Raw genomic sequence first — 12559 nt, forward strand, 5'->3', positions numbered from 1 at the left:
GACTCACCGCAGGCGGTACGCCTGGATGATCCGCGTGGTCACCGTGTTGCCGGCGCTGTCTCGTGCGGTGGCGCGTAGGGAGACGTAGCCTCGACCGGCGGAGTGCCGGACGTCGGCCACCCAACCCGCGCCCTGCCTGCGCAGGTCCGCCTTGCGCCAGGTCCGCCCGCCGTCGTACGACACGTCGACGGTGAGCGCCGCGACCGTGGCGGCCGGTGCGCCGGGCTGCCGGTGCACCGTCACCGGGATGGTGAACGCCCGGCCGGCCGGCGCGCTGTTGTCGGCCGCCAGCGACGGCGCGAAGCGGACCGCCATGGCCGGCAGCCGCGCCCAGTCGTCACCCGGGACGTGCGTCGAACGGAACGTCCAAGCGGCCGACACCTCGGTGCTCAGGTCGGTGAAGCGCCGCGTGGCCGAGGTCTCCAGCCGGTAGTCCGCCACGCCCGGCGGGACGGTGAACTCGCCGTACCCGGCGTCCGGCTGCTCGTCGAGCAGCCTGCCGTTGCGATACAGGGCGGTCCGCTCGGTGTCGTTGACCGAATTACCAGGATGCCCGGCGGCGTCGCTGTGCATCGGCAGGTTGACGACCATCGTGTCGCCGTTGCGCGTCACGCCCTGCCCCGGCCGGTCCGGCTGTGGGAACGACGGCCCGTACGGCGCGGAGTTCCACTCCTCCTGGTAGCTCCGGCCGGCCGGGTACCGGGTCGGCACCGACGCCAGCACCGCCTTCGTCTCGTACCAGCCGCCCTCACCGGGGCCGCCGAATTCGGTCACGGAGCGCCATCTCGTCTGGTTGGCGTTGTAGTACTCGGTCCGCTGTCCGGGGACGGTCACCGGCAGGATCGCCGCCGAGGCGTAGCCGAGGGCGTAGTCCGACTCGGGGACGACCGCCCGCAGGACCGTCTCCAGCCCCGGATCGCCGCCCCGGAACCGGTGCGTCACGGTCGCCAGGTCCGCCGGCTGGTAGTGCCGTACGTACCCGGTCGGCCAGCGGCCGGGGAAGTGCTCGTTGAGGGCGTAGAAGTACGGGCTGGCCGCGTACCTCGACTCGGCCCACTGGCTGGCCAGCGTGCCGACGAAGCGGGAGTCGGAGACGTTCTTACCGACTTGGGCGCTGTACAGCCCGTCGAAGGTGTCCGCCCCGAGCGTCCAGAAGTAGCGGTGGTCGCCGGCCATCCAGGTCGCCGTGGAGTCGATCCACACCGGGGTGGCTCCCCGCTGCGGCACGGTCATCCGGACCGGCTTCGCCAGCCGGGCGTCGAGAGTGATCCGCTGGTCTCGGTCCACCACCAGTTCGGGCTGGACCAGCATGGACATCTCGGACCAGTCCTCGCCGTCCGGACGGTAGAGCAGGCTCGCCACGCCGTACCGGCCCTTGGGCAGGCGGATCCGCGACTCGGCGCGCTGTCCCCACAGGAAAGCCCGGGTGGTCGGGCCGGCCGGGCCGTCCAGGGCGATCAGGCTGGTGTAGTAGTCCCCGGTGAGCGCGCCGGCCCGGTCCCGGTGGACGACCGTCAGGTCGTAGCTCTCCACCTCGCGGTTGACGGCCAGCGGGGTGACCGCCACCGTCGCGCCGGCGCGGGCGACCAGCCGCCCGGTCCAGTCGCCGTCCACCCCGCCGAGCCGGGTGTCCGCGGTGACCGTCACCTGGGCGGTGCCGCCCGCCGGCACGGTGAGCCGGGACGCGCTGAGGTTGAACATCCCGGTCGGCGCGGTGCGCCCGTCCGGGCCGGTGACCTCGGTGCCCAGGTCGAGGGTGAGCGGGCCGCTGCCGGAGTTGCGGTAGGTGACCGTCCGGGCGATCGGCTGGTTGTGGTCGTGCGGCCAGGTCGCCGTGCCGAACGAGACGCTGGCCGGATCGCTGGTCACCTGCTCGGTGATCGCGTGCGCGATGTCGACCCGTCCCGCGCCCTGCTGGAACGCCGTCTGGCCCGGGTGCGGCTTCGCGGAGGCCATCAGGGTGGCCTTGTACTGCGCGGCCGTCCAGCTGGGGTGCTGCTGGGCCAGCAGCGCCGCCGCGCCGGCCACGTGCGGGGTGGCCATCGAGGTGCCGGAGAGGGTCACGTACCGCTCCCCCACCGGGTCACCGATGACGCCGTGGGCGGCCCGGGCGGCCACGATGCCGACGCCGGGGGCGGTGATGTCCGGCTTGATGGCCCCGTCGCGGGTGCGCGGCCCGCGGCTGGAGAAGAACGCCAACTCGTCGTTCCGGTCAACGGCCCCGACGGCCAGCGCGGCGTCGGCGGTGGCCGGCGAGCCGACCGAGCCGTCTGGGCCGTCGTTGCCGGCCGCGACGACGAAGAGCGTGCCGTACTGCTCGGTCAGCGTCTCGATCGCCTGCTCAAGTGGGTCGATCTCCGGACTGGCCCCGCTGCCGAGGCTCATGTTGACCACGGTGGCGTGCTTCTCCGCCGCGGCCCACTGCATGCCGGCGAGGATGGCCGAGTCGGAGCAGTACTGGTCCTCGCAGACCTTGCCGGAGAGCAGGGTGGCGTCGGGGGCAACGCCCCGGTATCGGCCGCCGGAGGCGGCCCCGCTGCCGGCGATGATCGACGCGACGTGGGTGCCGTGCCCGATCAGGTCGTCCGCCTCGGGCACCTCGCTGAAGTTGCGTGACTCGGCGACCTTGCCGGCCAGGTCGGGGTGGGTGAGGTCGACGCCGGTGTCGAGCACCGCGACCGTCACCCCCTTTCCGGTCCAGCCGCCGGCCCAGGCGGCGGGCGCGCCGATCTGCGGCACGCTGTGGTCGAGGGCCACCCGCCGCCGGCCGTCCAGCCAGATCCGGTCGACACCCCCCGCCGCGTCGACCCGGACGCCGGCCCGGCCGGCGGACGCCGCAGCCCAGACCGTGCCGACATCGGCCTTCGACGCGACGAGTGCCGCGCCGCCGATCACCGGCAGTTCGCGGATCACCCGGGCGCCGCCGACCGGGGACGCCGCGCGACGGGCCAAACCAGGCGGGTACGACACCAGCAGCGGCAGCGTGTCCCGGTGGGCGTCGTCGTAGCCGGACTCGATCAGCTCGGTGATGTCGAACAGCCGCCGATCGACCCGGCCGGCCCGGACCAGTGGCAGCGCGTCCTGCGGAAGGACGGTGAGGTGGCCGCCCTCCCGGCCGACCAGGAAGTGGATGCCGGCCCGGTCGGCGGCGGGGCGTACTGCGGCGTTGCCGGTGGCGGTCACGGTGACCTGGTCGCCGGTTATCAGGGTGACGGTGACGGGCCGGCCGACGGCCGGGGCGGCGGCGCGGGCGGTCGGGCTGCTCGGGCCCGCTCCCGGCACGGCGGACGCCGGCCCGGGTACGCCGAGCGCCAGCCCCAGGGTGAGGCCGATCGCGGCGAGTTTCCTTCTGTTGCGGCGCAACATTCCTCCTTCAGGGGGCGTCCACATCGAGTGAGAGCACATCGACGGCGACCGCCAGGATTGCATACTCGGTATGCATATGGAAGTCGCAATCTACCGCGCATCGCCGCTCTCGGCGGGGCATGATCTGCCGGTGAGCACCATGAAAGACCGCATGCTGGCCGGCGAGCTGTACATCGCCGACGACCCGGAGATCACCGCCGACCTGGACCGGGCCGCCCGGCTCACCGAACGCTTCAACACCGGCTCCGCCGACGACCCGCAGGGTCGGCTCACCACGCTGCGGGAGCTGCTCGGCTCGCTCGGGGACGGCACCTGGGTCCGGCCACCGTTCCACTGCGACTACGGCTGGCAGACCCACATCGGGCCGCGCAGCTTCGTCAACTTCAACGCGGTCTTCCTCGACGTCGCTCGGATCACCATCGGCGCCGACGTCCAGATCGGGCCGAACGTGCAGCTCCTGACGGCCACCCATCCCATCGAGCCGGCGGCCCGGCGGGACAAGTGGGAGTCGGCCCGACCGATCGCGATCGGCGACAACGTCTGGCTCGGCGGCGGGGTCATCGTGCTGGCCGGCGTCAGCATCGGCGAAAACACGGTGGTCGGCGCGGGCGCCGTGGTGACGAAGGATCTGCCACCCAACATCGTCGCCGTGGGTAATCCCGCTCGACCGGTACGCACCCTGGAAAAGGCCATCTGAGCTGCTAAAACAACACTTCCGAGGGGGTGCGGTTCCGCGCCGGACGATGCACTCTGGGTAGTAGGGCTTCCCAGGGGGCAGCGATGATGGAGCGCGTGCTCGAACTTCGGGTGCACGGGGTGTCGAACACTCCACCCGACCAGCTGCTCGGTCTGCGTCCCACCCCGGGCGGCGACGGCCCACAGCCCTGGCTCGTCGCCGGCGACGCGGTCACCGGCTTCTACCGCTCCACCGCCGCCGGTCCCGACGACCCGATCACCGTCGAGGCGTACAGCTGGGGGCAGTTGACCTCCGGCGCGCGGACCGCACGGGACATCGAGCGGGCGTTGTGGACGCTGCTGCTGCCCTTCGCGCTGGCCAACGTGGCGCTCTACGCCCGCACCGGCATCCCGCCCGACCCGGACCGGGAACGCTGGCGCAGCCGCTCCGGCATCACAGCCTGGCTCATCCGGCTGTTCTGCCTGAGCCTCACCGGCACCCTGGTGATCGCGGTGACCGGGGTCGGCGTCAACCTGATCGGCTGGCAGTGCGTCGGCCAGGGCTGCCTCGACCATCTCCCCGGCCCGTTGGACTTCCTCACCAGCAACTGGTGGCGCCAGGGCACCCGGGCGCTCGCCGTCGGCCTGCTGCTGCCGCTGCTCCTGCTGGTGCTGATCGGTGCCGTCGCCTGGCGCACCTACCAGTACGAGGCGGAGATGCCTGCCGACCCGCAGCCCCGGCCGACGGCCCACGAACCGGAGCCGCAGGTCGAGCCCGAGCCGCTGGAGAACCCGCTCCAGGATCCGACCTTCTGGTGTGGCGAGGGGCAACTGCGGCGGGCCGCCGTCCTGCACCTCTGCTCCGGAGCCGTGGTCGCCGCGGCGGTGCCGGTCACCGGGGTGATCATCATGGCTCCACCGCAGGGTCTGCGGGCCGCCGTCGCCTGGCCGACCGTCGCCGCGCTCGCCGCGGTCGTGGCGATCGCCGTGGTCGCGCTGGGCCGACCCTGGCTCACCCGCCGGCAGGGCCACACCCCGCTGGGCCGGTGGAGCGCGACGGTGGCGGCGCTCACCGGGCTGGGGCTGCTCGGCACGGTTCTGCTCCTGCTGCTCCCCGACGGCCGACTACTCGCCGACCTCCGGGTGCCGATCTGCATCCGGGATCCCGACATCATCGGCTGCGAGGCCGACCGTTCGCTGCCCGGGTACGACGCGATCGTCGCCTGGCTCGCCACGTACCAGGCGCTGCTGCTGATGGCGATCGGCGCGGTGACCCGGTCCGGGCGGCGGGCGCTGGTCGCTCCGCTGGCCGGCGGCGTGCTGCTGCCACTCGGGCTGGTATGGACCGTGCGGGGATTGCCCGGCCTGCCGGCGGCCCCCGCCGGACTGCGGCCCTGGATGCTGGCCGTGCCGGCCATCGCCGTCGCGGTGACCGGCCTGCTGCTGCCGCGCACCGGGCCCGCCAGCGCCGAGCAGCCGCCGGACGCGGACGGCGGCGTCGCCTGGGGCGGGCGGGGCCCGGCGATCATCGCCGGCTTCGGCTGGATGCTGGCGGTCGCCTACTCCGCCGGACTGCTGCACTGGTGCAGCAGTCTGCTCGACGACCGGGCCCGCCCCAGCGGGCGGGTGACACCCCCACCGGCGGTGTCGTGGATGGGGGTGGCCTGCGTGGTCGCCCTGCTCGCCCTCGTCGGCCTGCTGAGCCGAGCCGCCTTCCTCTTCCGGCGCCTGCGCGCGGCCGAATACGCCACCCTGACCGCGGATGCCGCCGACCTCTCCGCCCACGACCTGCGCCGCTGCCACGACGTCAGCACCTTCCGGGCGCTGCACCGAATCGTCGGCGAGCACGCGATCCGGCTGGTCGGCCGCTATGCCGCCAGCTCGGCGGTGCTGGTGGCGTTCTGCTGCGCGGCGGGGCTCTCCGGCGGCCGCCCCGGCTCGCGGGTCCCGTCCGGCTGGCAGCTCCTCGTCGATTGGACGGCCGACCTCGGGGGATGGCTGCTGGGCTGGCTCCCGCTGGTGGTCGCCGCCCTCGGCCTGCTGGGCTACCGCAGCGACACGGTCCGCCGGTCGGTCGGCGTGATCTGGGACATCGGCACGTTCTGGCCGCGCGCCGCGCACCCGCTCGCCCCGCCCAGCTACGCCGAGCGCGCGGTGCCGGAACTCCAGACCCGGGTCGCCGGCCTGCTGGCGCTCACCGCACACGACCCCCGCCGGATGGACGGAGTGATCCTCTCCGGGCACAGCCAGGGCACCGTCATCTGCGCCGCCACGCTGCTCCAGCTCGCCCGTCGGTGGCGGCGGCGAATCTGGTTCTTCTCGTACGGCTGCCAGTTCACCCGGCTCTACGGCCGGGTCTTCCCGGCGTACTTCGGACCGGCCCGGCTGCGGGTGCTCACCCGGGCGCTGACCTGGCCCGGCGGAGACATCGCCTGGACCAACTTCTGGCGCCCGACCGATCCCCTGGGCTGGCAGGTCAGCGCCGGCGAGCGGGACGTGCCGGTCGCCGACCCGGAGGCGCTGCACCCCAGCGGGGGTGAGGTGGCCGATCCACCGATCCGCAGCCACAGCGGCTACCCCGACGCGGTGGAGTTCGCCCGCGAACGGGCGGTGGTGGCCCGGCTGCTCCGCCGGGCCGTGCCGTCACCCCGGCAGGGGGTCGGCTAACCGGACCACCAGGTCGGCCCGCTCGGCGGTGCCGGCGACCCGGGCGGCGTTCGCCTCGTCGCTGCCCAACGCCCAGGCCCGCGCCTGCTGCGGGGTCTTCCCGTGGGCCTCGTGCCGGGCGGTCAGCCGGCGCTGCCGCAGCTCGACGTCCAGGTCGAGGAACCAGGCCTGGTGCAGCAGGGAACGCACCTCGTCCCAGGGATCCTCCCGCAGCAACAGGTAGTTGCCCTCGGTCACCACCAGCCGGACCTCGGGCGGCACCTCGATCGCCCCGGCGACCGGCTCCTCGAGGTCGCGGCGGAACACCGGCGCCCACACCGAGGTCGGCTCCAGCCGGTGCAGCCGGCGCAGGGTGGCGACGAACCCGTAGGCGTCGAAGGTGTCCGGGGCGCCCTTGCGCTCCGCCCGACCCAACCGGACCAGCGCGGACTGCGCCAGGTGGAAGCCGTCCATCGGCACCAGCCGAGCGGCCGGCCCGACCTCGGCGACGATCCGCTCGGCCAGGGTGGACTTGCCCGCGCCGGGCGCGCCGGCGATGCCGAGCAACTGCCGCGGCCCGGCGGCGGCCAGCGCCCGGGCCCGGGTGCCCAGATCACCGAGCGGGAGCACCTGCGCCGGCAGCATCAGCCGAGCACCGGCTCGCTGATGGTGAACCGGGCCTCGACCGCCGCCTGCACGGGCTGCGGGCGTGGATCCAGCTCCAGCTCGGGCGGGGCCCCGCCGGCCATGCCGCCGGAACCGACGGCCCGGGCCAGCATCGGCGGGGCGGCGGCCAGGCCGGTGTCGGCCAGCTCGAGCAGGCCGGTCACCCGAGCGCCGAGCGCCTCCGCGTACTCCCGGGCACGGGCCAGCGCATCCGCGATGGCGGCGTGCCGCGCCTCCCGGTACGCCGGGCTGTCCGGCCGCAGCGACCACCACGGGCCGGCCACCTCGACCTGGTCCTGGTCGGCCAGCCGGAGCATCAGCTCGCCGAGCGCGGTGAAGTCGGCGACCGTGACGGTCGTGGTGACACTGCCGTGGTAGGCGACCACCCGCTCGCCGGAACGCTTCGTCTCCGGCCAGACCCGGAGCTGGCCGGTCTCCCGTCGCTCCACGGCCGGCCCGGCCGAGTCCAGCAGCACCCGAACGGCGGCGGCCCGCTCGGCCAACCGGGTCAGCGTCGTCTCCCGGTCCCGGTCCCGGGCGGACGCGGTGACCGCGAACCGGGCCAGCTCGGGAGCGACCTCCCGGTACGCCTCGCCGCGTACCGCCACCACCGGTGCGTCCGCCATGCCCCTCACCCTAAGCCAGGCAGGTGTGCCGTGTAGCTGACCGCGCCGGCCGCCACGTGGCAGCCGGTGAGGTGCCCGCCGGCCGCGCCCAGCTCCCGCAGGTACGCCAGCTCCCCCGCGTGCTCGGCGGCGGCCGGGAACTCACGCCGGTGGGTGGTGTACGAGCGGCTGCGCAGCGCGGCCCGGGCCGCCCGGGCCTCGTCGAGCCGAGCGGTGAGCGCCCCGGCGTCCCCGGCTGCCAACGCGGCGCAGAGCTCGTCGAGGAAGTTCCGCACCGCGCCGAGCTCGGCCAGCACCCGGTCGCGATTGCCGAGCAGCATGTTCGTCGTCCGCTCCGGCGGGCCACCGGCCACCCGGGTGCCGTCGGTGAAGCTGCCTGCGGCGAGCGCCAGCACCGCGTCGCGCAGCGCCGCCCGCTGCACGGCCCCGGCCAGCGCGCCGGCGAGCAGGTGCGGCACGTGCGAGGCGAGCGCCGCGGCGGTGTCGTGCTCGGGCGCGGACATCGGCACCACCCGGGCGTGAAAGACGTCGATGAGCAGCGCGGTGAGTCGGCGGAACGCGGTCATCCCGGTCGGCCCCGGGCAGAGCACCCAGGCGGCCCCGTCGAGCAGATCCGGGGAGGCTGCGGCGAGGCCGGCTCGGTCGGCGCCGGCCATCGGATGGCCGGGCACGAACCGGTGCCCGAGCCCCTGCGCGGTGGCGACAGTTGCCACCTCCGCCTTGATGCTGCCCACGTCGGTGAGCACGCACCGGTCGTCGGTGGCGCCGGCCACCCGGGTCAGCGTCGTGGCCAGGGTGGGCAGGGGGCCACAGAGGAAGACGACGTCCCGGCCGGCGACCGCCTCCTCCAGGGTGTCCGGGGCGGCGACGCCCCGCTCTGCGGCGTACCGGCGGGTCGCCGGGTCCGGATCCCAGCCGGCGACGTCGAGCCCGGCGTCCCGGAGCCGGAGCAGCACCGAGCCACCGATCAGGCCGGTGCCGACCACCGCCACCCGCCGCTGCCCGCCCATGCCCACCTCGGCATCCCGTCGTACGGGGCCGGGGCGGCCCCGCTGGAAGTCCCGCCGAGAATATCGCCCGGGCCTCCCGTGGTGGCCGCCGAATGTCAGGGGCCGAGGCCGGCGGAAGGATCTTGCTCGATCGGCGCGTACGTCGTACGGTCCCCGGACGGCTCGCCCGGCATTGTGGGCGGGCAGCTCACCTCTCCTCGGAAGGAACCGAATGTCCGCGACGTACCGGGCGCTCGCCTCGGTGGTCATGCTGGTCGGCTTCTACGTCGTCGCGCTGCTTCAGCTCGCCGCCGTCGCCGCGCTCGGGGTCTGGCTGTTCGGCCACACCAACGGCCTGTTGACCAGCAAGGTGCTGCTTCCACTGGTCGCCGCGCTCGGCGCGGTCGCCGTCGGGCTCTGGAAGGCGATCCGCACGAAGAACGAGCCGGCACCCGGCCTGATCCTGGGCGAGCGGGAAGCGCCTCAGCTCTGGGCCACCGTGCGGGAGCTGGCCACCGCCGTCGGCACCCGCGCGCCCGACGAGATCCGGCTGGTGCCGGAGGTGAACGCGGCGGTCGCCGAGCAGAGCCGGCTGCTCGGCCTGATCGGCGGCCGGCGCACCCTCTACATCGGACTGCCGCTGCTGCAGGCAATGCGGGTCGACCAGCTCCGCTCGGTGCTCGCGCACGAGCTGGGCCACTACTCGGGCCGGCACACCCGGCTCGGCGGAATCGCCTACCGGGGCCGGCTGGCCATCGGGGGGACCATCGAGCGGATCAGCCGGCGTAACCCGATCGGCTGGGTCTTCCGGGGCTACGCGAGGCTCTACCTGCTGGTCGACAACGCGGCGTCCCGCCGGCAGGAGCTGGAGGCCGACCGAGCGTCGGTGCGCCTCGCCGGCCACGAGGCCGCCACCTCCGCACTGCGAACGCTGCCCGCGCTCGACGCGGCCTGGGCGTTCTACATGCGCGCGTACGTCGAGTCGGGTTGGTCGGCCGGGCTCGCGCCGGACGACCTCTTCGGCGGTTTCGCCCAGCTGATCGAGGCTCGCCGGAACGAGATCGACGAGCTGCGGGAGAACGCGCCCGAACAGGAGGCGTCCCGCTGGGACACGCACCCACCGATCGGCGTACGGGTCGCCGCGATGGGTGACGCGCCGGCGGAGCAGGCGCGGCCGGACGAGCGGCCGGCCTCGATCATGCTCGCCGACGTGGCGATCGCCGGGCGGCAGCTGCAGGACCTGGTGGTCGAGCACGGCTCGCGGCGGATCCTGCCCTGGCCCGAGTTCATCGCCGAGACGCTGGCCGTTGGGGTGCAGCAGGAGGCGGACGGCATCTACCGGGCGGCCGGCCGGTTCACCGACACCGCGGCCCCGGGCCTGCCGACGGTGCTGGACCTGGTCCGCGCCGGCCGGCTCGGTGAGTTCGCCGAGCAGTTTTTCCCCGACGCCACCCGGAAGGAGGCGGCGATCGCCTTCGCCGGCCCGATGGAGACGCTGCTCGACAACGCGGCGATTCGCTCGGGGCGAGCCCGGTGGCAGTTGTCCTGGTCCGCGCCGGCGCGGCTGATCGGCCCGGACGGTGAGCCGTGCGACCTGGCCGAGATCGCCAAGCTGGCGGTGTCGCCGCAGACGCTGGACGAGGCGCTGGCCCGCCTCGCCGAGCTGGGCGTCGACGTGACGCAGGCGACGGTGGTGCAGGCCCGGGCGTCGGCGCGCGACGCCGATCTGATCGGTGGGCTCGCCAACATCAAGATCGACGGCCGGGAGCACGACGTGCTCGTGCTGGACAACGGCCTCGTCCTGATTCCCGACCCGGGCAGGTCCAGCGAGGGCGAGAAGCGGCTCACGGAGCTGGTCAGCGCGGAGCCGGTGGGCGAGCTGGCCACCCGGCACCCGTACCTGCCGTACGAGGAGATCACCTCGGTCGAGGTGACGCGGGAGGTGCCGCTTAAGGCGACCCTGACCCTGTACGACGGCCGAACCGTGCAGATGCAGGAGCTGATGTCCAGCGAGTTCCTGGAGAAGCACAGCCGGGACACCCTGCTGAAGGTGTTCGAGCGGGTCAACGACTGACCCGACGTGGTGGCCGGTCCGCCTGGATCGGCCGCCACGTCGCGCTCGTCAGGGTTGGGCGAGCCGGTCGGCGACGGCCGCGATGCGCTCGTCGGACTCGGTCAGCGCCGCCCGGACGTGCCGGGCGCCGGCCGGGCCGTAGAAGATGCCAGCGGCGACCAGGATGCCGCGCCGGGCCAGCCAGTCGACGGTCTCCCAGCAGTCCTCGTCGCGGGTCAGCCAGAGGTAGAGACCGGCCTCGGAGTGTTCGACAGTGAAGCCGGCGTCGGTGAACGCGGCGCGCAGCCGCTCCCGCCGGGCGCGGTAACGCTCCCGCTGCTCGTCGGCGTGCGCCTGGTCGCCCAGCGCGGCCACCATTGCCGCCTGCACCGGCGCGGGCACGATCAGGCCGGCATGCTTACGGATCTTGAGCAGCTCGGCCACCAAAGCCGGGTCACCGGCCACGAACCCGGCCCGGTAGCCGGCCAGGTTGGAGCGCTTGGAGAGCGAGTGCACCGCCAGCACACCCTCGTACGACCCGCCGCAGACCTCGGGCGACAGGATCGAGGCCGGCTCGGCGTCCCAGCCGAGCGGGAGGTAGCACTCGTCGCTGGCGACCACGGCACCGCGCTCGCGCGCCCAGTCGACCACCTTGCGCAGGTGGGCGGCGGGCAGCACCCGACCGGTCGGGTTGCCGGGCGAGTTGACCCAGACCAGCCGTACCCGGGGGGTGGGACCGACCGCGGTCAGCGAGTCGGTGCGCAGCGTGGTGGCGCCGGCCAGCCGGGCGCCGTCCTCGTAGGTCGGGTAGGCGATCGACGGCACCACGACCACGTCGCCGGGGCCGGCGCCGAGCAGCGTGGGCAGCCCGGCGACCAGCTCCTTGGAACCGATCGTGGGCAGCACACCGAGCCCGTCGACGCCCGCGCCGCACGCCCGGGCCACCCAGGCCGCGATGGCGTCCCGCAGGGCGGGGGTGCCGGCGGTCAGCGGGTAGCCGGGGGCGTTCGACGCGTCCGCGAGGGCCTGCCGGATCACCGGAGGCACCGGGTCGACCGGCGTGCCCATCGAGAGGTTGATGAGACCGCCCGGGTGCGCCGCGGCCGTCGCGGCCGCGACGTCCAGGGTGTCCCAGGTGAAGTCGGGCAGCCGCGACGAGACCGGCTCGGGCCGGTTCAGTGGCCCTCTCCGCGCGGCGGCTGGGCGGCCACGAACGACGCGTCCTTCTCCACCTTGCCGATCTTGGAGGCGCCACCGGGCGAGCCGAGGTCCTCGAAGAACTCGTAGTTAGCCCCGGTGTAGTCCTTCCACTGCTCCGGGACGTCATCTTCATAGAAGATCGCTTCGACCGGGCAGACCGGCTCGCAGGCACCACAGTCGACGCACTCGTCGGGGTGGATGTAGAGCATCCGGTTGCCCTCGTAGATGCAGTCGACCGGACATTCCTCGATGCATGCCTTGTCGAGCACGTCCACGCACGGCTCGGCGATGATGTAGGTCACCGGTCTTCTCCTCCGCAAGACTCGTCGCGATCACCT

Annotated in this window: 9 protein-coding genes; 3 read left to right on the forward strand and 6 right to left on the reverse strand. The window is 74.0% G+C overall.

Translation table 11 applies throughout. The features are described from left to right. Window positions 1–3 precede the first annotated feature (3 nt). On the reverse strand, window positions 4–3366 hold the full coding sequence (locus ABZ671_RS06240) for a S8 family serine peptidase (RefSeq protein WP_357852096.1): 3363 nt from the start codon (window positions 3364–3366) through the stop codon (window positions 4–6). A 130-nt stretch (window positions 3367–3496) separates the two neighbouring features. Between ABZ671_RS06240 and ABZ671_RS06245 the strand changes: the two genes are divergently transcribed. Next, window positions 3497–4063 carry a sugar O-acetyltransferase gene (locus ABZ671_RS06245; protein WP_357852099.1) on the forward strand — a complete coding sequence of 189 codons (567 nt, stop codon included), beginning with the start codon at window positions 3497–3499 and terminating at the stop codon, window positions 4061–4063. Between the two features lie 83 nt (window positions 4064–4146). Beyond that, window positions 4147–6708 (forward strand): hypothetical protein, encoded by a 2562-nt coding sequence (locus tag ABZ671_RS06250; RefSeq protein WP_357852102.1) that lies wholly within the window; start codon window positions 4147–4149, stop codon window positions 6706–6708. Here ABZ671_RS06250 and ABZ671_RS06255 read toward each other — a convergent pair. Genes ABZ671_RS06255 through ABZ671_RS06265 form a run of 3 tightly spaced genes read right to left on the reverse strand, consistent with a single transcriptional unit; the run spans window position 6685 to window position 8989 of the window. Further along, the gene (locus ABZ671_RS06255) at window positions 6685–7332 is read right to left on the reverse strand and encodes a nucleoside/nucleotide kinase family protein (RefSeq protein WP_357852105.1); all 648 of its coding nucleotides are present in this window, start codon (window positions 7330–7332) and stop codon (window positions 6685–6687) included. The genes ABZ671_RS06250 and ABZ671_RS06255 overlap by 24 nt on opposite strands. Beyond that, the gene (locus tag ABZ671_RS06260) at window positions 7332–7979 is read right to left on the reverse strand and encodes an SIMPL domain-containing protein (protein ID WP_357852108.1); all 648 of its coding nucleotides are present in this window, start codon (window positions 7977–7979) and stop codon (window positions 7332–7334) included. The genes ABZ671_RS06255 and ABZ671_RS06260 overlap by 1 nt, the downstream gene beginning before the upstream one ends. A gap of 5 nt (window positions 7980–7984) precedes the next feature. Next, window positions 7985–8989 carry a prephenate dehydrogenase/arogenate dehydrogenase family protein gene (locus ABZ671_RS06265; protein ID WP_357852111.1) on the reverse strand — a complete coding sequence of 335 codons (1005 nt, stop codon included), beginning with the start codon at window positions 8987–8989 and terminating at the stop codon, window positions 7985–7987. 211 nt (window positions 8990–9200) lie between these two features. Between ABZ671_RS06265 and ABZ671_RS06270 the strand changes: the two genes are divergently transcribed. Beyond that, entirely contained in the window at window positions 9201–11042 is a 1842-nt protein-coding gene (locus ABZ671_RS06270) for a M48 family metallopeptidase (protein ID WP_357852114.1), read from the forward strand. Window positions 11043–11090: 48 nt separating this feature from the next. Here the strand turns inward: ABZ671_RS06270 and dapC are convergent, their stop codons facing one another. Both dapC and fdxA read right to left on the reverse strand, forming a co-directional pair. Continuing rightward, on the reverse strand, window positions 11091–12200 hold the full coding sequence (dapC, locus tag ABZ671_RS06275) for a succinyldiaminopimelate transaminase (RefSeq protein ID WP_357852595.1): 1110 nt from the start codon (window positions 12198–12200) through the stop codon (window positions 11091–11093). Then, on the reverse strand, window positions 12197–12523 hold the full coding sequence (gene fdxA, locus ABZ671_RS06280) for a ferredoxin (protein WP_089005361.1): 327 nt from the start codon (window positions 12521–12523) through the stop codon (window positions 12197–12199). The genes dapC and fdxA overlap by 4 nt, the downstream gene beginning before the upstream one ends. Between the last annotated feature and the right edge of the window lie 36 nt (window positions 12524–12559).

It is taken from the genome of Micromonospora sp. NPDC006766 (assembly GCF_040636055.1).
Classification (GTDB): domain Bacteria; phylum Actinomycetota; class Actinomycetes; order Mycobacteriales; family Micromonosporaceae; genus Micromonospora.

Bases quoted from the DNA above. Each gene is read 5' to 3' on its own strand.
- ABZ671_RS06270 (WP_357852114.1), top strand. From the start codon at position 9,201: ATGTCCGCGACGTACCGGGCGCTCGCCTCGGTGGTCATGCTGGTCGGC.
- ABZ671_RS06265 (WP_357852111.1), bottom strand. From the start codon at position 8,989: ATGGGCGGGCAGCGGCGGGTGGCGGTGGTCGGCACCGGCCTGATCGGT.
- ABZ671_RS06250 (WP_357852102.1), top strand. From the start codon at position 4,147: ATGATGGAGCGCGTGCTCGAACTTCGGGTGCACGGGGTGTCGAACACT.
- ABZ671_RS06255 (WP_357852105.1), bottom strand. From the start codon at position 7,332: ATGCTGCCGGCGCAGGTGCTCCCGCTCGGTGATCTGGGCACCCGGGCC.
- ABZ671_RS06240 (WP_357852096.1), bottom strand. From the start codon at position 3,366: ATGTTGCGCCGCAACAGAAGGAAACTCGCCGCGATCGGCCTCACCCTG.
- ABZ671_RS06260 (WP_357852108.1), bottom strand. From the start codon at position 7,979: ATGGCGGACGCACCGGTGGTGGCGGTACGCGGCGAGGCGTACCGGGAG.